Genomic DNA, 23,734 nt, shown 5'->3' with positions numbered 1-23,734 from the left:
GCTGCCGTACTTATCTTTCATTCCTGAAACGTTTTTCACCGAACCCGTCGGGATACCCCGTTTCGATCGGTAAATTCCTCTATAGATTCATAGAGTTGCAGCAGATGGCACGCTTCTCGCATCGTGAAGGGGGCAAGCCGTCCGCCTCCGGAGAAGTCTCTTCGCCAGGGTTTCATGCTTCGGGAACATCGCCATGCACGCCACATGGCCCCGGCACGCCCGACGCCGCACCCTCGCCGGGAGCGCCCCGGACGCGGGCGGATTGCACCAGTGAACCAGTGTGAGATGGGTCGCGACATGCGACGGTAACTGTCGGGGAGGGGATCATGCAGATGCGCCGAACCGGGCCTTGCGCCCTCAGTCCCTGTGCCCGGTCGCTCGCCCCCGCGAGCCCGGCCAAATCAGCCCGCAGTCATCCGCGCGAGCGTTGCGCCAGTTGGCGGCATCGCCGTCACGAAGCGGCCGGCGATCGCCGCCAAGTCGCCCCCGGACGGGCGATGCGTTGATGTGGGGAGCGGGGCTGAAATTCAGCCTTCCTCTGCCCACACCTTTGCCGCCCTCACCGCGCGCTGCCAGCCTTTGACGGCGCGACTCACGTCCTCTTCCGAAAGCTTGCGCGAGAAGCGCCGTTGCAACTGCCATTGGCGTTGCAGCGTATCGATATCCGGCCAGAAGCCTACCGCAAGCCCCGCGAGGTAGGCGGCCCCGGCGGCGGTTGTCTCGATCACGTTCGGGCGCACGACGTCGGCCCCCAGCAGGTCGGCCTGCCATTGCATCAGCAGATCGTTGGCCGCCGCCCCGCCGTCGACGCGCAACTCGGCGACATGCAGCCCCGCGTCCGCTTCCATCGCGCGCAACACGTCGAGTGTCTGGAACGCAATGCTGTCGAGCGCCGCCCGCGCAACGTGCGCCGCCGTCGTGCCACGCGTGGCGCCGAACAGCGTGCCGCGCGCATGCGGCTGCCAGTGCGGCGCGCCAAGCCCGGCAAACGCGGGCACGAGCACGACACCATCGGCATCGGGCACGCTGGTCGCCAGCGCCTCGACGTCGCGTGAGTGACGAATGATGCCCAGCCCGTCGCGCAGCCATTGCACGACGGCGCCGCCGATGAAGATGCTGCCTTCGAGCGCATAGTCGACACGCTCCCCGATCTTCCACGCCACCGTCGTCAGCAAGTTGTGACTCGATGCCTGCGGCTTGTCGCCGGTGTTCATCACCATGAAGCAGCCGGTGCCATAAGTGTTCTTCACCATGCCCGGGCGCAGGCACATCTGCCCGAACAGTGCCGCCTGCTGATCGCCTGCGATGCCCGCAATCGGCACCGGCTTCGAGAGCAGCGACGTGGTGGTATGGCCGTACACCTCGCTCGACGAGCGCACCTCGGGCAGCATCTGGCGTGGCACGCCGAGCAGCGCGAGCAACTCGTCGTCCCATTCGAGACGATGAATGTTGAAGAGCATGGTGCGCGACGCGTTGGACACGTCGGTCACGTGCAGCTTGCCGCCGGTCAGATGCCAGACGAGCCAGCTATCGACTGTGCCGAACGCCAGATGCCCGGCTTCGGCGGCCTCGCGTGCACCGGCGACGTTATCGAGAATCCAGCGAATCTTGCTGCCGGAGAAGTACGCATCGATGCGCAGGCCCGTGCGGCTCGCGACCATATCTTGCGCACCGTCGGCACGCAGCCGCTCGCAGAAGTCGGCCGTGCGGCGGTCTTGCCACACGATGGCGTTGTACACCGGCTCGCCCGTGCGGCGATCCCAGACGATGGTCGTCTCGCGCTGGTTGGTGATGCCGATGGCCGCGATGTCGACGCCGCCAACACCGGCATGCGTCAGCGCTTCGGCAACCACACCGGCTTGGGTCGACCAGATTTCGCGCGGGTCGTGTTCGACCCAGCCCGGATGCGGATAGATCTGACGGAATTCCTTTTGCGCCGTGGCCACGACATGCCCGTCGCGATCGAACAACAACGCACGCGAACTGGTCGTGCCCTGATCGAACGCGAGGATATAGGGTCCTGACATGTAGGTCGTCTCCTGAATACAGCCCGCCGGTGCGGCGGTAGGTTGGCTTGCCGCCCGCGCAGTAAAGCAAGGCGCGGGGGCAATCCTATCGTTCTAATCGACTTCAGCGGGTCGCCAGCGCCGGCGCGTTTTCCGTTTGGCGTTCGAACCAACGCACGACGCTGGCTTCGCCGTCTTTGCCGACGTGCAGGCCCAGTTTGGTGCGGCGCCAGAGGACGTCTTGTGCCGTGCGCGCCCACTCGTATTGCACAAGGTAGCGCAACTCGGCCTCGAAGAGATCGCCGCACACGCGCTCGCCAAGATCGTCGAGCGACCGGGCATCGGCCAGCAGCACATGCGTGCGCGTGCCGTACGTGCGGGCGTAGCGATGCGCAAGGGCTTCCGGCAGCCACGGCACCTGCGCGCGCAACGACACCTCGAACGCCCCCGCATCGGGCTCGGGCATGTCGCCGCCCGGCAGCGGTGCGCCAGCGGTCCAGTCGCCCTGCTTGATGCCCAACGGGGCGTGCAATCGCGACAGCGCTTCTTCTGCGAGGCGACGGTAAGTCGTGATTTTGCCGCCGAACACCGACAGCAGCGGCGCACGCGTGGCCGGTGCGTCCAGCTCAAGCGTGTAGTCGCGCGTGACGGCCGACGGATTCGACACTTCCTCTTCGAGCAGCGGACGCACGCCTGCGTAAGTCCACACCACGTCGGTCGGCACAACCGGTTTCGTGAAGTAATCGCTGGCCGATTTGCACAGATATGCGATCTCGTCGTCGTTGATCGCCACCTTGGCGGGGTCGCCGTGGTATTCGATATCGGTCGTCCCGATCAGCGTGAAATCGCGCTCGTACGGAATCGCGAAGATGATGCGCTTGTCAGGGTTCTGGAAGATATAGGCGTGGTCGTGATCGAACAACTTGCGTGTGACGATGTGGCTGCCCTTGACCATGCGCACGCTATGCGTCGCGGGCTGGCGCAGCACATCACCGAGCAAGTGACCCACCCACGGACCGGCGGCATTCACGATGGCGCGCGCACGCACCGTCTGACGCGACGTCTCCGTGCCATCGGTCGTCAGCGACGCCACCTCGGCCGTCCACATATGCTCGCCGCGCTCGGCGCCTACCAGACGCGTGCGCGTGAGCACCGTCGCGCCACGCTCGGCGGCATCTTGTGCGTTGAGCACGACCAGCCGCGCGTCCTGCACCCAGCCATCGGAATAGACGAAGCCACGCGTGATATCGCGGCGCAACGGCGCACCGGCCGCATGCTGACGCAGGTCGATACCGCGCGAGCCCGGCAAAATTTCACGCCGGGCCAGATGATCGTAAAGGAACAACCCCGCGCGAATCAGCCACGCCGGACGCAGGTTCGGCATATGCGGCATCACGAAGCGCAGCGGCCACATGATGTGCGGTGCGGCGCGCAGCAGCACTTCGCGCTCCTGCAACGCTTTACGCACCAGCCCGAACTCGTAGTACTCCAGATAGCGCAGCCCGCCATGAATGAGCTTGGTACTGGCTGAGGACGTATGCGACGCCAGATCGTCCTGCTCGACGAGCATCACGCGCAGGCCGCGACCGGCCGCGTCGCGTGCAATCCCGGCGCCGTTGATGCCACCGCCCACGACCAACAGGTCATAGGGGGCTAGCGTTGGGTCCGTTGGCATTTGGGCGGATGGTTGCACGTCGTCACTCCGGGGGATTGGCGTCAAGTTGACTGGGGGATCGCAAAATGTTCGTTTTCGAACATTGACATTCGAATTTTAACATATGACGCCTCAAGACGTTCGAAATCGCACATTCCACGGTGGACTTGTTGGATTTCGCGCATATTTGACTTTGCGGGGCCGTCAGACACTGTCGTTGAATCCCATCGCCCTCAATCGGCGACGTGGATCTGTGTGCCCGCGTCGGCGATCACCTGCGCCATCGCGGGAGGCACGGCGCGGTCAGTGAACAGTGCGTCGATCTGCGACAGATGGCCGAGCCGCACCAGCGCGGGACGGCCAAACTTGCTGTGATCGGCGGCGAGAAACACCGTGCGCGAGTGCGCGATGATGGCTTCGGCGACGCGCACTTCCCGGTAATCGAAGTCGCGCAGCGTGCCGTCGGCATCGATGGCCGAGATGCCGATGATGCCGAAGTCGACTTTGAACTGGCGAATGAAGTCGAGCGTCGCTTCCCCCGTCACCCCCTGATCGCGAGCGCGCACCACGCCGCCGGCGATGATGACTTCGGCATCGGGATAGCCGCTCATCATCGCAGCGACGTGCAGGTTGTTGGTAATCACGCGCAGCCCGCGATGGCGTGACAATGCACGCGCCACGGCTTCCGTGGTGGTCCCCAGATTGATAAACAGTGAGGCGTGGTCGGGAATCTGCTCGGCAAGGCGTGCGGCGATGCGATGCTTTTCGTCGGCCAGTTGGGTTTGACGCGCATCGTAGGCGTCGTTCTCGGCACCGCCCGGCAGACCCACGCCGCCGTGGTAGCGGCGCACCCACTTCAGTTCGGCCAGAAAGTTGATATCGCGCCGGATCGTCTGCGGCGTAACGTCAAAGCGTACGGCGAGTTCGTCGACCGTGAGAAAGCCGTCGCGGCGCACGGCATCGAAGAGCGACTGCTGGCGCGGGTTCAGCGACGCCTGTCCGGCGTCCTGCGCGACGGTCGCAACATCGGAAACATCGACGGATTCGGTAGGAGACATCGGCACGCGCGAAGAGAAAGCCATCGTGCACCCGGAGCGGGTGCACGTTTGCCGCCATCATACCGCGCAGTACTGTGACACCACAGTGACAGATACAAGACGTTTGGCAGGCGCGCCGAGAATCAGAGGCACTGCCGCACGGCGTCGGCCAGCGATTGCGAGCCGGTCGAGCCCAGATACAGCGAGCCTTCGCTGCCGGGTTTGTGCGGTGCAAGATCGAGGATGGCGAGTACGCCCTCGTCTTTCGACGACAGTTGCAGCGTCTGCCCGGTGCCGGCCTTCGTGCGGTCGATGCGCGCGTAAGGCAACTGCTTCTTCCAGAGCTTGGCCGTGCAGGCACTCACCCGCGTGAGGGTCTTCTTGGACGACCCTTGCCAGACGGCACCGTTGTTTCTGGCGTCGGCAATGGTGTCGCGATAGGCCGGTAACGTCTCGACTTTTACATTTTCCGGTGCAACGTCGGCGACGCTGCCCAAGGGCGGATCGTCGTGCGCCTGCACCGGTGCAGTCTGCGCGCAAGCGGCGAGCAGTGCTGCCGCGAGCCACGCCGAGCCCACTGCCAGAGCACCCCGCCCTGACGCGCGCACCCCGCGACGAGGCGCGACGAGCGTCGCGCCGGTATTGGTTTCAGTGCCCCACTTCATGCCCCGCTCCACGCTGGCCATGCCACCGCACACGTTGCGCCGGGCCTGCAAATACAGGCAAAACCGAGGGCGGGCGTGGCGACAGCTTCGTATCTGGTCTCGGCGCCGATGGCCGACGCTCACGTGATGCTGAGCATCCGTGACGGGCCGTGGCTCGCGCCGTTATGTTCGTTGAATTAACTTCGGTACCGCTTTGATACTGCTTTGATACTGCTTTGGAATGCCCGGTACGTGTACGTGCACGTCCGGAATCGTCGGCAATGTGACGCATAGGACGACGCACCGCCGGCTGGCGCTCATCTTACTCGTGTTATTCATAGCATGGCAATTCGCGCAATGCGCGGTGGCCCGAATCGCGTATATTGCTGGTTTCTGTCACACTGCGCCGCGCCGCCTCGGGGCTGACAAATCCCTGAGAAAACGCAAGATCCAGCACGTGAGAGTCTGCCTCGCCGGTCTCCGGACAAACCGTCCGGCCGGTCGGTCCGCCACAAGCGGACGCCTTGGCGGGCCACGCTCAGACCAAGCGCTGCGGCACCAGTGAGTGACTCTGTCCAACCTATTCCGACCATCCCGATTGCCATGTCCAGCAATGCGCAAGCCCCGATCATCGTCATCGCCCCCGATTCGTTCAAAGGTTCGCTGAGCGCGCCCGAAGTTGCGCGCGCGATCGCGGCCGGCATTGCCCGCGTGCTACCGCAGGCCGAGATCCGCTTGCGACCGATGGCCGACGGCGGCGAAGGCACGCTCGAAGCGCTGCTCTCCGCGGGCGGGCGTCGCGTGCCGCTGTCGGTGCGCGGTGCCGGTCAGGCATCGGTCACCGCCGAGTACGGCGTCATGCCCGACGGCACCGGCGTGCTCGAGAGTGCGAATGTCGTGAGCATCACCGATCCGGTGGGCATGCAAACGCCCGTGGCCGAGCGCTCGACCGTGGGGCTGGGTGAACTGTTGCGTGCGCTGCTCGACACCGGCGCACGTCGCGTGTTGATCGGTCTGGGCGGCAGCAGCACCAATGACGGTGGCGCGGGCTTGCTGGTCGGCCTCGGTGCCCGTCTGCTCGACGAAGCCGGTGAAGCGGTGCCGCCTGTGCCGGCCGCGCTGCACCGTGTGGCGTCGATCGATCTGAACGGACTCGATGGCCGTCTGAAGGACTGCGAACTGATCGCCATGTCCGACGTGAATAACCCGCTGAACGGATCGCAGGGTGCGACGGCGATTTTCGGACCGCAGAAAGGCGTGAGCGAGTCGCAAGTCGAACCGCTCGACCGTGCGATTGCGCATTTCGCCGCTCACGCACACCGCGCGTTCAGCGCCAATGAGGCGGCGAGCCGTGCCGGTGCCGGTGCCGCCGGTGGTCTGGGCTTTGCGCTGCATCTGCTGGGCGCGCAGTTCCGCTCAGGTGCCGAAGTGGTCGCCGAACGTGTGGGCCTGCCGCAAGCCGTGGAAGGTGCCGATTGGCTGATCACCGGCGAAGGCCGCAGCGACGGTCAGACGCTCTCGGGCAAAACGCCGATGATCGCCGCGCAAGTTGCGATCAAGGCCGGTGCCACCGCATCGTTGCTCTCGGGCGCCATCGACCGCACCGCACTGGAGAGCCTCTCACGTGTGTTCTCGGGATGCTTCTCGCTGACCTTCGGGCCGACCACGCTGGAAAAGGCGATTGCCGATGCCGCCGGTCTGCTGACCGACAGCGCCGAGCAGATGGCTCGCTTGCGCTATACGCACAAGGGCTAAGTCTGGCGACGCGCTCAGTCGGGCGCGTAGCAGACGGCTTCGATGTTGTGCCCGTCCGGGTCGATCACAAAGGCAGCGTAGTAGTTGGGACCGTAACGCTCGCGCAGACCGGGGCCACCGTTATCGGTGCCCCCTGCCGCGACGGCCGCCCGATGGAAGGCATCGACGATACGCCGCGCCGGCACACGAAAGGCCACGTGCAACGCGGGCCGGTTCGGTGTGCCGCGACTGATCCAGAAATCGGGGTGGCCGTTCTCGCCATACCCCGCGATATCGGTGTTACCCGTCATCTGCGCCGACTTCTCGGCAATCAGCGAATAGCCAATGGCTGCCAGTGCGTCACGATAGAACGCGCGGCTCGTCGCGAAATCGCTAACCATCACTTCCATGTGATCGATCATCCGAAAGCTCCTTGTCAGTCAGAAATTTGCTGGCATGGCAACGTCATCGCGTAACAGGGGCGATACGAGCGGTAATACGAGGGGCAATGCGCGCACGAAGACGCGGCGTCACAAAATCGAGAAATGCGCGCAGCTTGAGCGGCAGCGGGGTCTGCCCCTTGTGGACAAGGCTGACCGGTAGCGGTGCCGATTCAAAATCGTCCAGTACCACGCGCAGTGCATCGTCCTGCAATGCCTGCGCCACCTGATAGGACAGCACCCGCACGAGCCCGACGCCTAGCACTGCCGCCGAGATGGCCGCCTCCGCCGTGTTGACCGCCAGACGCGAGTGAATCGGAATCGACTGCTCACCTTTGCCCGCGCCGAACACCCACGCGCGCCGTGATGCCAGCACTTCGAATGTGATGCACGCATGGCCCGCGAGTTCACGCGGCTTTGTGGGTGTGCCGTGGTTCGTCAAATAAGCCGGACTCGCGCAGATCACCCGGCGCACCGTGCCGATGCCCGCCGCCACCAGCGAGCTGTCGGGCAACTCGCCGATGCGCAGCGCGACATCGGTGTGCTCGTCCATCAGATGCACGACGCGGTCGGTCAGCACCAGACTCACATCGATCTCCGGATATTGCGCGAGAAACTCGGCCAGTACCGGCAATACATGCAAGCGCCCGAAAACGACCGGCGCGGTCACCACCAACTCCCCCTTCGGCGTCGCGTATTCCCCGGTCGCAGCGCGCTCGGCCTCACCGAGGTCTTCAAGAATCCGGCGGCAGGCGGCGACATAAGAAGCGCCCGCTTCCGTCAGCGACAACTGGCGCGTCGTGCGATGCAACAGCCGCGTTTTCAAATGCGCTTCCAGCTCCCCCACCTTGCGGCTGACGGTCGCCAATGGCATGTCGAGCCGGCGCGCCGCCGCCGACAGGCTGCCCGCATCGACCACGGCAATCAGGATGGACATCGACTCTAGCCGGTTCATGGAACCCTACCAAATTTTGGAAAGATGATTCCCGATCCTGATGGATTCTCTCTCTGGATGCAAGCGCGTACTGTTGCGGCTAAGGGTTTCGGGCGTGCAACGACAGCAGGAAGTGCGTCGACGCCGGAACCCATCCATCGATACTTCAGGAGCCCATCGTGCGCGAACCTACACTCCCGACACCACCGCATCCCGCGCCCGAAATGGCGTCGCGCGGCAAGATCGTCATGATGGCGATCATCGCAGGTGCCGTCGTCACCAACATTTATTGCACGCAGCCGATTCTGCCGCTGATCGCCAAGAATCTGGGCGTCGATCTGACCACGGTCGATCTGGTCGCCGCTGCGGCGCTGCTCGGCTTCTCGACGGGGCTCGCGCTGCTACTGCCGCTCGGCGACCGTTACGATCGCCGCAAACTCGTACTGACGCAGATCGCCCTCGCCTTCGTGTTTGCCGCGACGGCTGCCGTCGCACCGGGCATCTGGGCACTGATTGCTGCGTCGTTCGGTCTGGGCATTGTGAGTTGCGTGCCGCAACAACTCGTGCCGTTCGCCGCCGTGATGTCGCCGCCGAGCCAGCGCGGACGTTCGGTCGGCACTGTGGTGAGCGGCATCATGGTCGGCATTCTGCTTGGCCGCACGATTGCAGGCGCGGTCGGTGAAGCGTACGGCTGGCGAGCGGTGTATGCGCTCGAAGCGGCGTTCATGATTCCGGTCTTCATCGCGGCGGCCTCACTGCTGCCGAAGGGGGTGCCGAGTACGAACCTGTCGTACAGCAAGTTGCTGGCGTCGCTCTGGCCGCTGATGCGCGACAACCGGCCGATTCGCGAATCGATGATGATTCAGGCGCTGCTGTGGGCCTGCTTCAATGCCTTCTGGGTGAATCTGGCAGCCTTGCTTGCCGACGGCCCGTGGCACCTTGGCAGCGCATGGGCGGGTGGCTTCGGCATCATTGGCGCGGCCGGTGCATTCGCCGCCTCGTTTGGCGGGCGGGCGACCGACAAGATCGGGCCACGTGGCGTGATCGCCGCCAGTATCGGCATCGTGACGCTGGCGTATGTGTTGCTGGGCGGCGCGCAGACGTCGCTTGCCTTGCTGGTGATCGGCGTGGTGGTACTCGACATTGGCGTGCAAGCGGGCTTGGTGTCGAATCAGACGCGCGCGTTCGCCGTGGACCCGAAGGCACAAGGCCGTATCAACAGTCTCTACATGACAGCCACGTTCTTTGGCGGTGCAATCGGCGCCACGCTCAGCGGCTGGTTGATGACGCGTTACGGCTGGTCCGGCATCGTCTGGTTCGGTATCGCGCTGGGAGTGACGGCACTGGCCATTCACTGGCTCGGCACCCCGCGCCGCACGGCACAGGCCGGGGCGAGCGCGGAATGAGTTGATTCGCTACCTCACACCATCAGATCCACAAACTTGTGCACAGGCATCGCTTCGAGCCGCTGTTGATCCAGCGCCACGTCAAGAATGCGAGCCTGTGCACGCGCCGCAAATCGGCGCGCGAGGTTCGTCTTGAATTTCTCCACCAGTAGCGGAATGCCTTCGTCGCGACGACGCTTGTGGCCGATCGGATATTCGACGAGCACTTCGGCCAGCGTGGTGCCGTCGTTGAACGTCACCGTCAGCCCATTCGCAATCGAGCGCTTGTCCGGGTCGTGATAGTCGCGCGTGAATTGTGGCTCTTCCACGCAAACCATTTTGGCGCGCAGGGCATCGATGCGCGGATCGGCAGCCACGACGTCTTCGTAATCGTTTGCCGTAAGCCGGCCGAACAACAGCGGCACCGCCACCATGTATTGAATGCAGTGATCGCGATCGGCCGGATTCGCCAATGGCCCCTGCTTGTCGATGATCCGGATCGCCGCCGCATGCGTGCGGATGGTCACCGACTGAATATCTGCCGCGTTACGCCCTGCGTCCTGCAACTGCCGGTACAGCGTCATCGCCGCCTCGGCCGCCGTCTGCGCGTGGAACTCTGCCGGGAAAGCGATTTTGAATAGCACGTTCTCCATCACGTACGACCCATAGGGCCGCTGAAATGCAAACGGCTTGCCCTTGAACAGCACGTCGTAGAAGCCCCACGTTTTCGCCGTCAACACCGACGGGTAGCCCATTTCACCCGCGCGCGCCATTAACGCAAGACGCACTGCGCGACTCGTGGCATCGCCCGCCGCCCACGACTTGCGGCTGCCGGTGTTCGGCGCGTGCCGGTAGGTGCGCAGACTCTGGCCGTCGACAAACGCCAGCGACAACGCATTGATCAAGTCGTCACGCGTAAGGCCGAGCATCTCGCCGACCACCGCCGTCGACGCCACTTTCACCAGCACCACGTGGTCAAGCCCGACCTGATTGAAGGAATTCTCAAGCGCCAGACAGCCCTGAATTTCATGCGCCTTGATCATCGCCGCGAGCACATGACGCATCGTCAGCGGGTTGCCGCCTTCGGCGACGGCCGTGCGCGAAAGCCAGTCGGCAGTCATGAGAATGCCGCCGAGATTGTCGGACGGGTGCCCCCATTCCGCAGCCAGCCATGTGTCGTTGAAGTCGAGCCACCGGATCATCGCGCCCAGACTGAACGCGGCCTGTACCGGGTCGAGTTGATAAGGCGTGCCCGGCACCTTCGCGCCATTCGGCACCACCGTGCCCGGCACGATTGGCCCGAGCAACTTGGTACAGGCGGGATACGAGAGCGCTTCGAAGCCGCAGCCCAGCGTGTCGATCAGGCAGTTGCGAGCGGTGTCGAAGGCGAGATCGCTGCGGATCTCGTAGGTGAGGACGTAGTCGACAATGTCGGTGAGTACCTTGTCGGGCGCGGGACGCACATTCGAAATGCCAGCGGACATCGGCTGCCTCCTGTGGCTCGTGTGGCTCGTGTGGCTCGTGTGGCTCGTGTGACGTTTGATCAACACCGCCCGGCACTGAAACCTCCGCAGCGGCGTTTCGTGATTCCCAATGATAAGCGGCTGACAAGCGCAACGCTTGCCAGCCGCCGAAACCCGCTACCGTCGTGGCACTGCCCTCAGAACGCGTCGCCCGGAATCCGAACCCAGCCCTCCATCAGCACGCGTGCGCTGCGGCTCATGATCGCCTTGGTGACCGTCCACTCGCCGTCGACCTGGCCTGCCTCAGCGCCCACGCGCAGCGTGCCGGACGGATGCCCGAACCGCACCGCGTTGCGCTCGCCGCCACCTGCCGCGAGGTTGACCAGCGTGCCGGGAATCGCCGCTGCCGCGCCGATGCACACGGCCGCTGTGCCCATCATCGCGTGGTGCAGCTTGCCCATCGACAACGCGCGCACCAGCAGATCGACGTCACCCGCTTTCACCGCCTTGCCGCTCGACGCCGTGTAATCGGCCGGCTTTGCCACGAACGCCACCTTCGGCGTGTGCTGACGCTTGGCCGCCTCCGACACGTCTTTGATCAGGCCCATGCGAATCGCCCCATGGGCGCGAATCGTCTCGAACATGGCGAGCGCCTTCGGGTCGCTGTTGATCGCGTCCTGCAACTCGGTGCCCCGGTAACCGATGTCCTCGGCATTGAGGAAAATCGTCGGGATACCCGCGTTGATCATCGTGGCCTTGAAGGTACCGACACCCGGCACTTCGAGATCGTCGATGAGATGCCCCGTCGGGAACATCGCGCCGCCGCCGTCACCCTCTTCTTCCGCGGCCGGGTCGAGGAATTCGAGTTGCACTTCGGCGGCCGGGAACGTCACGCCGTCGAGTTCGAAGTCGCCCGTCTCCTGCACCGCACCGGCCGTCATCGGCACGTGCGCCACGATCGTCTTGCCGATGTTTGCCTGCCAGATGCGCACGACAGCTACGCCATCGTGCGGCACGCGCGACGCATCGATCAGCCCGGCGCTGATGGCGAACGGCCCCACGGCGGCCGACAGATTGCCGCAGTTGCCGCTCCAGTCGACAAACTGCTGATCGATCGACACCTGCCCGAACAGGTAGTCCACATCGTGACCGGGCCGCTCGCTCTTCGCGATAATCACCGTCTTGCTGGTGCTCGACGTGGCCCCGCCCATGCCGTCGATCTGCTTGCCATACGGATCGGGGCTGCCGATCACACGCATGAGCAACGCGTCGCGCGCGGCGCCCGGTACTTGCGCCGCGGCGGGCAAGTCTTGCAGGCGGAAGAACACACCCTTGCTGGTACCGCCACGCATATACGTGGCGGGAATGCGGATTTGCGGCTGATGCGCCATCTCGTTTCTCCTCGGTGCTTCGCTTGATTCAGGCCGAAGCGCCCGCTTGCGACGATTCCAGAAAGTCCTGCGCAAAGCGTTGCAGCACGCCGCCCGCTTCATAGATCGAGACTTCTTCGGCGGTATCCAGACGGCAGGTCACCGGTACTTCCACGCGTTCGTCACGGCCGTTCTTGTGGCGATGAATCACCAGCGTGAGATCGGCGCGCGGCGTGCGCTCGCCAATGACGTCAAACGTTTCCGTGCCGTCGATACCCAGCGTCTTGCGATCGGTGCCCGGCTTGAATTCCAGCGGCAGCACGCCCATACCGACCAGATTGGTGCGGTGAATGCGCTCGAAGCCTTCGGCCACAATCGCCTCGGTGCCCGCCAGACGCACGCCCTTGGCCGCCCAGTCGCGCGACGAGCCCTGACCGTAGTCGGCCCCGGCAATCACGATCAACGGCTGCTTGCGCGCCATGTACGTCTCGATGGCTTCCCACATGCGCGTGACCTTGCCTTCCGGCTCGATGCGCGCGAGCGAGCCCGCCTTGACATGCCCGTCGACCACGACCATCTCGTTCTTGAGCGTCGGGTTGGCGAAGGTCGCACGTTGTGCCGTCAGGTGGTCGCCACGGTGCGTCGCGTACGAGTTGAAGTCTTCTTCCGGCAGACCCATCTTCGTCAGATACTCGCCCGCTGCGCTATCGGCCATGATGGCGTTCGACGGCGAGAGGTGATCGGTGGTGATGTTGTCGCCCAACACGGCCAGTGCACGCATGCCCTTGAGCGAGCGCTCACCCGCCAGTGCGCCTTCCCAATACGGCGGACGGCGAATGTACGTGCTCATCTCGCGCCAGTCGTACAACGGGTCGGCACGCTCACCGTTATCGACCGATGCCGCGAACATCGGCTCGTACACACGGCGGAACTGCTCCGGCTTCACGCTCGTCGCAATGATGGCGTCGATCTCTTCGTCGCTCGGCCACAGGTCGGCCAACTTCACCGGGCGGCCGTTGCCATCGACACCGAGCACATCCTTCTCGATATCGAAACGGATCGTGCCCGCAATCGCATAAGCCACGACGAGCGGCGGCGATGCGAGGAACGCCTGTTTGGCATACGGGTGAATGCGGCCGTCGAAGTTGCGGTTGCCCGACAGCACGGCCGTGGCGTACAGATCGCGCTCGATGATCTCTTTCTGAATCACCGGATCGAGCGCACCCGACATGCCGTTGCACGACGTGCAGGCATAGGCGACCACGCCGAAGCCGAGTTGCTCCAGTTCCGGCAGCAGACCAGCGGCTTCCAGATACAACGTGACGGCTTTCGAACCGGGCGCGAGCGAGCTCTTTACCCACGGCTTGCGCGCGAGGCCTGCGCGGTTGGCGTTGCGCGCGAACAAGCCGGCCGCAATCATGTTGCGCGGGTTGTTGGTGTTTGTGCAGCTGGTGATGGCGGCGATGATGACGGCGCCGTCGGGCATCAGGCCCGGCTCGTTCTCGACCTTGCCGCTGATGCCGCGCTCGGCCAGCTCGCTCGTCGGCACACGTTTGTGTGGGTTCGACGGCCCGGCGATGTTGCGCACGACGCTCGACAGATCGAACGTCAGCACGCGCTCGTACTGCGCAGTGGTCAGCGTGTCTGCCCAGAGGCCAGTCTGCTTGGCATAGGTCTCGACCAGTTCGACCAGTGCGTCGTCGCGGCCCGTGAGCTTCAGGTACTTGATGGTTTGCGCGTCGATGTAGAACATCGCCGCCGTGGCGCCGAACTCGGGCGCCATGTTCGAAATGGTTGCGCGGTCGCCCAGCGTCAGGTTGGCCGCGCCCTCACCGTAGAACTCCAGATACGCCGACACCACCTTCGACTTGCGCAGGAACTCGGTCAGCGCGAGCACGATGTCGGTGGCCGTAATGCCCGGCTGCGGCTTGCCCGTCAGTTCCACACCGACGATATCCGGCAGGCGCATCCACGACGCGCGGCCCAGCATCACGCTCTCGGCTTCGAGGCCGCCAACACCGATGGCGATCACGCCCAGCGCGTCGACCATCGGGGTATGCGAGTCCGTGCCCACCAGCGTGTCGGGATACGCCACACCCTGACTCACCTGAACGACCGGGCTCATGCGCTCCAGATTGATCTGGTGCAGGATGCCGTTGCCGGGCGGAATCACGTCGACGTTCTTGAACGCCTTCTTGGTCCAGTTGATGAAGTCGAAACGGTCTTCGTTGCGACGGTCTTCAATGGCACGGTTCTTCGCGAACGCATCCGGATCGAACCCGCCGCACTCCACTGCCAGCGAGTGATCGACCACGAGTTGCGTCGGCACGACGGGGTTGACCAACGCCGGGTCGCCGCCTTGCGCCGCGATGGCATCGCGCAGGCCTGCGAGATCGACAAGCGCCGTCTGGCCGAGAATGTCGTGACAGACCACACGCGCGGGGAACCACGGAAAATCCAGATCGCGGCGTCGCTCGATCAGTTGTTTAAGCGACTCGGTCAGCGCCGCCGGGTCGCAGCGGCGCACCAGGTTTTCCGCAAGCACACGCGAGGTATAGGGCAGCGTGTCATAAGCCCCCGGGGCAATCGCCTCGACGGCGGCCCGGGCGTCGAAGTAGTCGAGCGACGTCCCGGGCAGGGATTTACGGTAGTCGGTATTCATCATTTGTGAGGAAGTTATAAGTCCGGCAAGTCCGGCGAGTCCGGCACTACGCCGGACAGTGCTCAGCGCTTTTCGATCGGCACGAACTTCTGATCTTCCGGTCCGGTGTAGTTGGCGCTCGGGCGAATGATCTTGTTGTCGATGCGCTGCTCGATGATGTGCGCGCTCCAGCCCGACGTGCGTGCGATCACGAACAACGGCGTGAACATCGCCGTGGGCACGCCCATCATGTGGTAGCTCACGGCGCTGAACCAGTCCAGATTCGGGAACATCTTCTTGACGTCCCACATCACCGTCTCGAGACGCTCGGCAATGTCGTACATCTTCGTGTTCTGCTGATCCTTCGACAGCTCGTGCGCGACTTCCTTGATCACCTTGTTGCGCGGATCGCTCACGGTGTAGACCGGATGACCGAAGCCGATGATCACTTCCTTGTTTTCCACGCGGGCGCGAATGTCGGCTTCTGCCTCATCCGGCGAGTCGTAGCGCTTCTGAATCTCGAACGCCACTTCGTTGGCGCCGCCGTGCTTCGGGCCACGCAGTGCGCCGATAGCACCGGTGATCGCCGAATGGATGTCCGACCCCGTGCCGGCAATCACGCGCGCCGTAAACGTCGACGCGTTGAACTCGTGCTCGGCGTAGAGAATCAGCGAGGTGTGCATCGCGCGAACCCACAGGTCGGACGGCTTCTCACCATGCAGCAGGTGCAGGAAGTGGCCGCCGATGCTGTCGTCGTCGGTTTCCACGTCGATGCGCACGCCGTTCTGGCTGAAGTGGAACCAGTACAGCAGCATCGAACCGAAGCTGGCCATCAGGCGGTCGGCGATGTCGCGTGCGCCTGGAATGTTGTGATCGTCTTTCTCCGGCAGCACCGTGCCGAGCACCGACACGCCAGTGCGCATCACGTCCATCGGGTGCGCCGCAGCGGGCACCGCTTCGAGCGCCGTCTTGACCGCCGCGGGCAGCCCGCGCAGCGACTTCAACTTGGCCTTGTAGCCTTTGAGCTCTGCCACCGTCGGCAGCTTGCCGTAGACCAGCAGGTAGGCGATTTCTTCGAATTCCGAGGTCTGGGCCAGATCCAGAATGTCGTAGCCACGGTAGTGCAGATCGTTACCCGAACGGCCCACCGTACACAGCGCGGTATTACCGGCAGTCACGCCCGACAGGGCCACGGACTTCTTGGGCTTGAAACCGGTTGCAGTCGTCTCGCTCATGCTTTCCTCCAGATCAGGGATTCGGTTATTTCTGTTGTGCGAACAGGGCGTCGAGCTTCTGTTCGTAAGCGTGGTAGCCGATGCTCTCGTAGAGCTCGGCGCGCGTTTGCATCGTGTCGAGTACGGCCTTTTGCGTGCCGTCGCGACGAATCGTGTGATACACGTTCTGCGCCGCCTTATTCATGGCGCGGAACGCCGACAACGGGTACAGCACCAGACCGACTTGCGCGCTCTTGAGTTCTTCGACGGTGAAGAGCGGCGTCGAGCCGAATTCGGTGATATTCGCCAGCACCGGCACCTTCACGGCATCGGAGAACTGGCGGTACATCGGCAGTTCGGTCATGGCTTCGGGGAAGATCATGTCGGCACCGGCTTCGACGCACGCGCAGGCGCGATCGATCGCGGCTTGCAAGCCTTCGACGGCCAGTGCATCGGTGCGCGCCATGATCACGAAGTTCTCATCCGTGCGGGCATCGACGGCGGCCTTGATACGGTCGACCATTTCCTGCTGGGTCACGATCGCTTTGCCGGGACGGTGGCCGCAACGCTTGGCGCCGACCTGATCTTCAATGTGCATCGCGCCCGCGCCGAACTTGATCAGCGATTGCACGGTGCGCGCGATGTTGAACGCCGACGGGCCGAAACCGGTGTCGACATCGACCAACAGCGGCAGATCGCACACGTCGGTGATGCGGCGCACGTCGGTGAGCACGTCGTCGAGCGTGGAGATTCCCAGATCGGGCAAGCCCAGTGAGCCGGCAGCGACACCGCCGCCTGACAGATAGATCGCCTTGAAGCCCGCGGCTTTCGCCAGCAAGGCGTGATTGGCGTTGATCGCGCCGACAACCTGCAACGGTTGCTCGGTCTTGACGGCCTCGCGGAAGGCGGCGCCGGCCGAACGAATGGTATGCGTCACTTGAGTCCCTCGGTCGTGTTGCGCCCGATCGCAGGCGCGGTGAGTGTGCGTTGATACGTGCGGTTTCCGCTTGAAGCGGTGGATATTTCTTAAGTAGCGGCTTGTAGATAGCAATGGGCGTGCCAGCGGGCAGCCCTCATCGCGGCGGCGATTCTCACGACGCCGCTAACACATTCATTTAGCAGCGGAAATTTGGCGCGCTTGTGACGTTTACGTCAAGTGCCGCGAGGCTCGGTCTCTCTTGGGAATGCTTTGTACGTCGCAATCGGTTTCATTTTGAAACATAAAATGGAACATTTGAGACACCGTGCTACGATAGCGCGATTCGTTTCGCGGCGATAGCGGGATGTTGCGTCCCCCTTCCCTCGTCGCCAAGCCACTCAGGATCTGCGCATGCCAGCCTCCCCGTCCGACCCGTCCCGTCTGCCGCTTGCGTTGTCGCGCTCTGGCATCGCACTGCCTGCCACCGCCGTGCGCAAGCCGGTGATCTGGGCGGTCGGCATCAGCAAGCTCGGTGAGTTGTATCGCGACATCGTTCCCGACTACGCGGCGCAGGCCGACGTGGAGATCATCGACAAGGGTTACGAGGCGGTCATCGAAGCGCTCGAGCGGCTGCCCGCAGGCAGTGTCGACGGTATCGTCGCAGCAGGCTCGAACGGCGCATTTCTGCGCGAGCGCGTCGCGTTGCCTGTGGTGCTTGTCAAAGTGACCGGCTTCGACGTCATGCATGCACTGGCACGCGCACGCCGCGCGCTGCCGTCGACGTCGCCCGCCTCACGCATCGCCCTTGTGTCCTATGCACGCCCGGCGCCGGAATTCGAGCGCTTCAAGCATGCCTTCGGTCTCGACATTTCGCAGCACGCCTATCTCGATGCGCACGATGCGGATGACCTTGTTCACCGTCTGCGCGATGAGGGCGCGGAAGTCATCGTCGGCCCCGGCCTCGTGACCGAACTGGCCGAACGCGCGGGCCTCACTGGTGTGTTTCTGTATTCGCAGGACTCCGTGCGCGCCGCCTTCGACACCGCGCTTGAAGTGGCTCGCTTCGGGCGCATCGAAGCGCAGCGCCGCGAGCGGCTCGACACCGTGCTGCGCCACCTTCGCGAAGGCGTCGCGGCGGTCGATCTGAATGGACGCATCGAAGCGATGAATGCCTCGATGGCGGGCATGCTGGGCGTAACGGTCGCCGACGTCGTCGGCCGGCCGCTGGACTCGATTGCGCCTGGGCTCGACATTTCGCGCACGCTGGAAAGCGCGAGTGCCGAGCTGGAGGCCATCGTCACGATGGCGGGCAAGACATGGGTGGTCAACCGCATTCCCCTGCTCGATCAGGGCACGCTCACGGGGGCACTCCTCACTTGTCAGGATTCACAGGCGTTCGCGCGGGTGGACCGTTCGCTGCGCTCGCGGCATCGGCCACGGCATCTGGTGGCACGCTACCGGCTCGATGATCTGATCGGCGACTCGGCGGCGATGACACACGTGCGTGCCCTCGCACGCCGCTACGCGCAAACCGATTCGACCGTGTTGGTGCATGGCGAGAGCGGCACCGGCAAGGAGTTGCTGGCGCAAGGCATTCATAACGCGAGCCGGCGGCGTGACTACCCGTTCGTCGCAATCAACTGCGCGGCATTTCCGGAAACGTTGCTGGAAAGCGAGTTGTTCGGTTACGAGGACGGCGCGTTCTCCGGCGCGCGGCGCGGCGGCAAGGCGGGGCTGTTCGAGACCGCCCATAACGGCACGATCTTTCTCGATGAAATTGGCGAGATGCCGATGCCGTTGCAGACGCGTTTGTTGCGCGTGTTGCAGGAGCGGGAAGTGCTGCGCTTGGGCGCCAACGAACCGATTCCGTGTGACGTTCGGGTCATTGCTGCGACGCACCGCGATTTGCGCCAGCAAGTGGCGGCCGGTGTGTTTCGCGAGGACTTGTATTACCGCCTTAACATTCTGCGCATGGTGTTGCCGCCGTTGCGCGAGCGCATGGAAGATTTGCCGCGCCTCACACCACTGTTTCTCGAACGGGCGCTTGCGCGGGCAGGGGCGCGCATGAGCGTCGATGCGCTGCAAGCGTCGCTGCTGCCGCTGCTCGCCATGTATCGCTGGCCGGGCAATGTGCGCGAGTTGGAGAATCTGCTGGAGCGTATTGCGGTGGTGTGTGCCGACGTCGTGAATGCGCGCGAAATCAGCCGTGCGCGATTGATCGAGATTGCGCCGGAGTTGGGCGGCGCAGCGCAGTCCGAGACTTCGCGGGATTTGCAGGATGTTTCAAAAACGAACGGCGGCCGGGAAATACGTGCGAACGCAGATCAGGCGAACACACCTGCCGAAGCGCCGCTGACCGGCCGCGAGCGCCGCGCCGCCGCTGAACTTGAGCGCATTCACACGACGCTTGCCGCCTGCGGTGGTGACCGCATGGCGGCATGCGAAGCGCTCGGCATCAGCCGTTCGACGCTGTGGCGAAAGCTGCGTTAATGCTGGTGGCGGATACGCTCCCACATATCGTGCCAGTCGAGGCGTTTGTGCTCGGGGCCTGACTCGTCGTGGTGCGTCACCCAGAAGTGATCTACGAGCATGCCGATCGCGAACCCCACCAGTAGCGCTACCAGCATCATCGAGACATTGATCATGGACATGGCAACCTCCTGTCGATCGGAATGTCGATTCCATTCTAGTCAAGGGTTGCCCCGCCTGCGACGTCATTTATTCGTTGCCACGGCATGAAAAAAGCGGGCTCAGTTCACGACTGAGCCCGCTTTTCGTCAGCTTGCCTGCATCGGCGCCAGAAGCGCCGTCAAGACTTACCAGGTCGCGATCAGCGCACCCTTGAACTGCGTCTTGATGAATTCCTTCACTTCGTCCGAGTGGTAGGCATCGACCAGTTGCTTGACCCACGGCTTGTTCAGGTCTTGCGCACGCACGGCGATCAGGTTGGCGTACGGGCCCTTCAGGTCTTCGATGGCGATGGCGTCACGCTGCGGCACCAGACCGGCTTGCGCGGCGAAGTTCGTGTTGATCGACGCAGCGTCCAGATCCGGCAGTGCGCGCGGCAGTTGGGCGGCTTCCAGTTCGACGATCTTCAGCTTCTTCGGGTTTTCGGCGATGTCGAGCGGCGTGGCGTTCTTGCCTTCGAGGCCGGCGCGCAGCTTGATCAGACCTTCCTTCTGGAGCAGCAGCAGTGCGCGGCTGCCGTTCGACGGGTCGTTCTGGATACCGACCTTGGCACCGTTGGGCAGATCCTTCAGCGACTTGTACTTCTTCGAGTAGAAGCCCAGCGGCGACACGTACGTGAGGCCTGCGGTCACGAGCTTGTAGCCACGGTCCTTGACCTGGCTGTCCAGAAATGGCTTGTGTTGGAAGCCATTCGCGTCGAGATCGCCGGCGTCGAGCGCGGCGTTCGGTTGGGCGTAGTCGCTGAATTCGATGATCTTGATTTCGAGGCCGCGTTGATGGGCCACTTTCTTCACGACTTCGAAGATCTGCGCATCCGAGCCGGCCATGGTGCCGACCTTGAGGGGCTTATCAGCCGTTTGGGCCGAAGCGCCGAGCGAAGCGAGCGCAAACGTTGCGCCGATGAATGCGTTGATCAGTTGACGGGACAGCATGTTCGATTTCTCCTTCGATGCTTGTTTGACTTATTGGAACCTGTTGGGTCGCAAGGGTCGTCTGCGCGGTATGACGGCTGCGAGGTGCCGTCACAGGTGCCAGCGCGCGGTTAGCGCCTGTTCCCCCTAAGGCCAGCCGGCAGCAACCCAGACCCGGATGCTGCCATAGATAGGGGTTAACGCGAAATACATTATCGGCATTTCGATATCCCTTACCGGCATCGATAGCGCAGGCAAATCACGAGGAAGTGGGTTGAGACATGGATCAACGCGCGCGCACAAAAAAACGCCCCTTCGGATAACCGAAGGGGCGCTTCGCCGGGAGAACAGCCTGATCACGGGCCGGGGGGGTGGCACGGCTGACGGTAACACCGGCAGCCGGTCGCGTCAGGAACCGACGAACAACCTGCGAAACTCGCTAGCCAACTTGATCTCTGGACAGACCCCGCACGCGCTGTGCCGAACGCGTGCGGGCCCGCCACCGCCACTGACTCAGGGGCACGGCTCTTCGCCGCCCTGGCCATTCATCGAACATCCGCCGCCTGCGCCGACATTGCCCGGACCACCGAACGCGGAAAGTCCGCCGCCGCCCGCCGCTCCGCCCAGTCCGCGCCCGCCGGGGCCAGCAACACCGCCGCCGCCGCCGCTACTACCTGAGCCAATGCCGCCACCTGAGCTGCCGCCCGAACTGCCGCCTGAGCTCCCGCCCGAGCTGCCGCCGGAACTGCCGCCGGAGCTGCCGCCTGAACTCCCGCCTGAGCTGCCGCCTGAACTCCCGCCTGAGCTGCCGCCTGAACTCCCGCCTGAGCTGCCGCCTGAGCTGCTACCGCCGGAGCTGCCGCCACTGGAACTGCCGCCAGAGCTGCTTCCACCCGAGCTACTGCCACCTGAGCTACTGCCGCCGGAGCTGCTACCACCTGAGCTGCTACCGCCAGAGCTACTGCCGCCGGAGCTGCTACCACCTGAACTGCTACCGCCAGAGCTGCTGCCGCCGGAGCTGCTACCGTGGCTCCCGCAGCCGCAGCCGCCAATTCCGACACCGCCGGGACCTGTGCCCGTCCCTGTTCCGGTGCCACCAAATCCGCCGAGGCCGCCGAAGCCACCGTTTCCGATACCGCCGCCGCCGCCGAAGCCGATGCCACCGCCTCCGCCGCGCCCGCCACCGCCGCCACCGGCCGCATAGGTAGCATTAATCGCAATTCCGCAGAGCATCAACGCTGCTGCTGCCCCTACTAATGTCGCCTTGAACCCGTTCATGGTCCCCTCCCCGCGCACGCGCACGACTCACTTCGGAACACACCCGACCCCGCCAAAAGGTCCGGCATTACGGCGTGAGCGCAGCTACGAAAAACGCGGGCAATACTGGGCCGGCCCGTGCACAAATGCACAGGAACCCCTTGCCAACAGCCTGCGGAAATCCGGGTTGGCGCTTCGCCATACACGCTTCATGTACGCGAATTTCGTGCCAGCGCACTCAACCCATTGATTTATAAAGAACTATTAATTAGATTTGCGAGACATCGAAGGTCGAGGTGCAGAAAGTGTTTCGTTCATGAAACGCTTACAACCTGCACCTCGGCGAAAGCGGCCCGTTTTGCCTGTCCGTTTTCGCATGAAGCCCGCATGAATGCTGGATTAGCGCCGCATGACGGCCAAATGGTCACTGTCGTGGCGAGCGATACACCCGTGCGCGCCCCGCCCGGCTGGCGCGACCGGATCAGGCGCGAACGCGCTCCCTCGCCTCACGCAACAGCGCCTGTGGTGGCTTGCCCAGTGTGCGAACAAAGGCGCGACGCATGCGCTCTTCGTCGCCGAAACCGGTGATGTCCGCCACCCGCGCAATCGACGCTTCGCCATCTTCAAGCAGCGCCTGCGCGGCTTCGAGTCGCAACTTCTCAATGGCCTTGGCCGGTGTGAGTCCGGTCTGCAACGTAAATTCGCGGCTGAAATGGCGCGCGCTCCAATGCACCTGCGCGGCGAGTTGTTCCACCGACAACGGTTCGCGTAAATGTTCTCGGGCATACGCGAGCGCGGTACGCACCCGATCCGAATTCGGCTCCAACGTGGATAACGTCGAGAACTGCGACTGCCCGCCGGTGCGCCGGTAGTGCACCACCAGTTGGCGCGACGCCTCCCGTGCAACCTCGCCGCCAAAATCTGCTTCGACCAGTGCGAGCGCCAGATCGACGCCCGCCGTCATCCCGGCCGACGTCCACACGTGGCCGTCATTGATGAAGATGCGATCCTCTTCGACGATCACCTCGGGATAGTTCTGCGCAAGCGCATGCGCCTGCCCCCAGTGCGTGGTCGCCCGGCGCCCATTGAGCAGGCCCGTGTCGGCCAGCACGAAGGCGCCGGAACAAATGCTCGCCATTCGCCGCATACGCGGCGAGACACGACGCAACGCCGCGATCAGTGCCGGCTCGGTCGGCATCACGACCGTTGCCCCCGCCACCAACAGCGTGTCAAAGCGCCGCCGGCCAATCGCCTCGGTCGCCACCGATATGCCTGTGGAATCGCGCACCAGTCCGCCCGACACGGAGACAACGCTCACGTCGTAGAGCGGCGCCGGCCGCCCGAAATTGGCGATCTCGAAAACGGACATCGCCGCGAGCGAAATCATCTGAAACCCCGGATACACCACCAACCCGATGCGTAGCGCCATGGCTGACA

The 23,734-nt window shown here is 64.0% G+C and carries 18 protein-coding genes; 4 read left to right on the top strand and 14 right to left on the bottom strand.

The window, feature by feature from the left end; all coding sequences use genetic code 11:
- Positions 1-527: 527 nt before the first annotated feature.
- The 4 genes from glpK to AT302_RS08280 all read right to left on the bottom strand — a co-directional run bounded on the left by glpK (position 528) and on the right by AT302_RS08280 (position 5,362).
- On the bottom strand, positions 528-2,027 hold the full coding sequence (gene glpK, locus AT302_RS08295) for a glycerol kinase GlpK (protein WP_058378030.1): 1,500 nt from the start codon (positions 2,025-2,027) through the stop codon (positions 528-530).
- Between the two features lie 103 nt (positions 2,028-2,130).
- Positions 2,131-3,681: a glycerol-3-phosphate dehydrogenase gene (gene glpD, locus AT302_RS08290; RefSeq protein WP_058378029.1), complete on the bottom strand. Its 1,551-nt coding sequence runs from the start codon at positions 3,679-3,681 to the stop codon at positions 2,131-2,133.
- Positions 3,682-3,893: 212 nt separating this feature from the next.
- Positions 3,894-4,742, bottom strand: a complete 849-nt coding sequence (locus AT302_RS08285; RefSeq protein WP_407668832.1) for a DeoR/GlpR family DNA-binding transcription regulator — start codon at positions 4,740-4,742, stop codon at positions 3,894-3,896.
- 98 nt (positions 4,743-4,840) lie between these two features.
- On the bottom strand, positions 4,841-5,362 hold the full coding sequence (locus tag AT302_RS08280) for a hypothetical protein (RefSeq protein WP_058378028.1): 522 nt from the start codon (positions 5,360-5,362) through the stop codon (positions 4,841-4,843).
- A gap of 582 nt (positions 5,363-5,944) precedes the next feature.
- On the opposite strand from AT302_RS08280, the gene AT302_RS08275 reads away from it, so the two are divergent.
- Positions 5,945-7,096, top strand: a complete 1,152-nt coding sequence (locus tag AT302_RS08275; protein ID WP_058378027.1) for a glycerate kinase — start codon at positions 5,945-5,947, stop codon at positions 7,094-7,096.
- Between the two features lie 14 nt (positions 7,097-7,110).
- Here the strand turns inward: AT302_RS08275 and AT302_RS08270 are convergent, their stop codons facing one another.
- Positions 7,111-7,497 carry a VOC family protein gene (locus tag AT302_RS08270; RefSeq protein WP_058378026.1) on the bottom strand — a complete coding sequence of 129 codons (387 nt, stop codon included), beginning with the start codon at positions 7,495-7,497 and terminating at the stop codon, positions 7,111-7,113.
- A gap of 43 nt (positions 7,498-7,540) precedes the next feature.
- Positions 7,541-8,470 (bottom strand): LysR family transcriptional regulator, encoded by a 930-nt coding sequence (locus tag AT302_RS08265; protein ID WP_058378025.1) that lies wholly within the window; start codon positions 8,468-8,470, stop codon positions 7,541-7,543.
- 203 nt (positions 8,471-8,673) lie between these two features.
- Here AT302_RS08265 and AT302_RS08260 point away from each other — a divergent pair, with 203 nt between their 5' ends.
- Positions 8,674-9,855 (top strand): MFS transporter, encoded by a 1,182-nt coding sequence (locus tag AT302_RS08260; protein WP_058378024.1) that lies wholly within the window; start codon positions 8,674-8,676, stop codon positions 9,853-9,855.
- Between the two features lie 14 nt (positions 9,856-9,869).
- Here AT302_RS08260 and AT302_RS08255 read toward each other — a convergent pair whose 3' ends face one another.
- From AT302_RS08255 to prpB, 5 genes are all read right to left on the bottom strand, one after another.
- The gene (locus AT302_RS08255) at positions 9,870-11,318 is read right to left on the bottom strand and encodes a bifunctional 2-methylcitrate dehydratase/aconitate hydratase (RefSeq protein WP_058378023.1); all 1,449 of its coding nucleotides are present in this window, start codon (positions 11,316-11,318) and stop codon (positions 9,870-9,872) included.
- Between the two features lie 176 nt (positions 11,319-11,494).
- The gene (gene prpF, locus AT302_RS08250; RefSeq protein ID WP_058378022.1) at positions 11,495-12,688 is read right to left on the bottom strand and encodes a 2-methylaconitate cis-trans isomerase PrpF; all 1,194 of its coding nucleotides are present in this window, start codon (positions 12,686-12,688) and stop codon (positions 11,495-11,497) included.
- A gap of 28 nt (positions 12,689-12,716) precedes the next feature.
- Positions 12,717-15,329, bottom strand: a complete 2,613-nt coding sequence (gene acnD / locus AT302_RS08245) for a Fe/S-dependent 2-methylisocitrate dehydratase AcnD (protein WP_174554624.1) — start codon at positions 15,327-15,329, stop codon at positions 12,717-12,719.
- A gap of 62 nt (positions 15,330-15,391) precedes the next feature.
- Positions 15,392-16,543, bottom strand: coding sequence for a bifunctional 2-methylcitrate synthase/citrate synthase (gene prpC / locus AT302_RS08240; RefSeq protein WP_058378020.1), 1,152 nt, complete (start codon positions 16,541-16,543; stop codon positions 15,392-15,394).
- Positions 16,544-16,568: 25 nt separating this feature from the next.
- The gene (gene prpB / locus AT302_RS08235) at positions 16,569-17,459 is read right to left on the bottom strand and encodes a methylisocitrate lyase (protein ID WP_058378019.1); all 891 of its coding nucleotides are present in this window, start codon (positions 17,457-17,459) and stop codon (positions 16,569-16,571) included.
- A gap of 393 nt (positions 17,460-17,852) precedes the next feature.
- Here prpB and prpR point away from each other — a divergent pair, with 393 nt between their 5' ends.
- Positions 17,853-19,931, top strand: coding sequence for a propionate catabolism operon regulatory protein PrpR (gene prpR, locus AT302_RS08230; protein ID WP_237172096.1), 2,079 nt, complete (start codon positions 17,853-17,855; stop codon positions 19,929-19,931).
- Here prpR and AT302_RS27550 read toward each other — a convergent pair.
- Complete coding sequence (locus AT302_RS27550) at positions 19,928-20,092, bottom strand: hypothetical protein (RefSeq protein ID WP_157125726.1); 165 nt, start codon at positions 20,090-20,092, stop codon at positions 19,928-19,930. The two genes, prpR and AT302_RS27550, sit on opposite strands and share 4 nt — an antisense overlap.
- A gap of 165 nt (positions 20,093-20,257) precedes the next feature.
- Positions 20,258-21,061 carry a MetQ/NlpA family ABC transporter substrate-binding protein gene (locus AT302_RS08225; RefSeq protein WP_058378018.1) on the bottom strand — a complete coding sequence of 268 codons (804 nt, stop codon included), beginning with the start codon at positions 21,059-21,061 and terminating at the stop codon, positions 20,258-20,260.
- A gap of 1,005 nt (positions 21,062-22,066) precedes the next feature.
- Here AT302_RS08225 and AT302_RS27545 point away from each other — a divergent pair.
- Positions 22,067-22,297 (top strand): hypothetical protein, encoded by a 231-nt coding sequence (locus AT302_RS27545; protein ID WP_157125725.1) that lies wholly within the window; start codon positions 22,067-22,069, stop codon positions 22,295-22,297.
- A gap of 481 nt (positions 22,298-22,778) precedes the next feature.
- On the opposite strand, the gene AT302_RS08215 is transcribed toward AT302_RS27545, so the two are convergent.
- Entirely contained in the window at positions 22,779-23,726 is a 948-nt protein-coding gene (locus AT302_RS08215; RefSeq protein WP_058378016.1) for a GlxA family transcriptional regulator, read from the bottom strand.
- Positions 23,727-23,734 lie beyond the last annotated feature (8 nt).

It is taken from the genome of Pandoraea norimbergensis (assembly GCF_001465545.3).
GTDB lineage: Bacteria > Pseudomonadota > Gammaproteobacteria > Burkholderiales > Burkholderiaceae > Pandoraea > Pandoraea norimbergensis.
This window is presented reverse-complemented; position numbering and strand designations above follow the sequence as displayed.

Excerpts from the sequence above, each read along its gene's own strand:
- glpK (WP_058378030.1), bottom strand. The coding sequence starts at position 2,027 with ATGTCAGGACCCTATATCCTCGCGTTCGATCAGGGCACGACCAGTTCG.
- glpD (WP_058378029.1), bottom strand. The coding sequence starts at position 3,681 with ATGCCAACGGACCCAACGCTAGCCCCCTATGACCTGTTGGTCGTGGGC.
- AT302_RS08285 (WP_407668832.1), bottom strand. The coding sequence starts at position 4,742 with ATGGCTTTCTCTTCGCGCGTGCCGATGTCTCCTACCGAATCCGTCGAT.
- AT302_RS08280 (WP_058378028.1), bottom strand. The coding sequence starts at position 5,362 with ATGAAGTGGGGCACTGAAACCAATACCGGCGCGACGCTCGTCGCGCCT.
- AT302_RS08275 (WP_058378027.1), top strand. The coding sequence starts at position 5,945 with ATGTCCAGCAATGCGCAAGCCCCGATCATCGTCATCGCCCCCGATTCG.
- AT302_RS08270 (WP_058378026.1), bottom strand. The coding sequence starts at position 7,497 with ATGATCGATCACATGGAAGTGATGGTTAGCGATTTCGCGACGAGCCGC.
- AT302_RS08265 (WP_058378025.1), bottom strand. The coding sequence starts at position 8,470 with ATGAACCGGCTAGAGTCGATGTCCATCCTGATTGCCGTGGTCGATGCG.
- AT302_RS08260 (WP_058378024.1), top strand. The coding sequence starts at position 8,674 with ATGGCGTCGCGCGGCAAGATCGTCATGATGGCGATCATCGCAGGTGCC.
- AT302_RS08255 (WP_058378023.1), bottom strand. The coding sequence starts at position 11,318 with ATGTCCGCTGGCATTTCGAATGTGCGTCCCGCGCCCGACAAGGTACTC.
- prpF (WP_058378022.1), bottom strand. The coding sequence starts at position 12,688 with ATGGCGCATCAGCCGCAAATCCGCATTCCCGCCACGTATATGCGTGGC.
- acnD (WP_174554624.1), bottom strand. The coding sequence starts at position 15,329 with ATGAATACCGACTACCGTAAATCCCTGCCCGGGACGTCGCTCGACTAC.
- prpC (WP_058378020.1), bottom strand. The coding sequence starts at position 16,543 with ATGAGCGAGACGACTGCAACCGGTTTCAAGCCCAAGAAGTCCGTGGCC.
- prpR (WP_237172096.1), top strand. The coding sequence starts at position 17,853 with ATGCCAGCCTCCCCGTCCGACCCGTCCCGTCTGCCGCTTGCGTTGTCG.
- AT302_RS27550 (WP_157125726.1), bottom strand. The coding sequence starts at position 20,092 with ATGTCCATGATCAATGTCTCGATGATGCTGGTAGCGCTACTGGTGGGG.
- AT302_RS08225 (WP_058378018.1), bottom strand. The coding sequence starts at position 21,061 with ATGCTGTCCCGTCAACTGATCAACGCATTCATCGGCGCAACGTTTGCG.
- AT302_RS08215 (WP_058378016.1), bottom strand. The coding sequence starts at position 23,726 with ATGGCGCTACGCATCGGGTTGGTGGTGTATCCGGGGTTTCAGATGATT.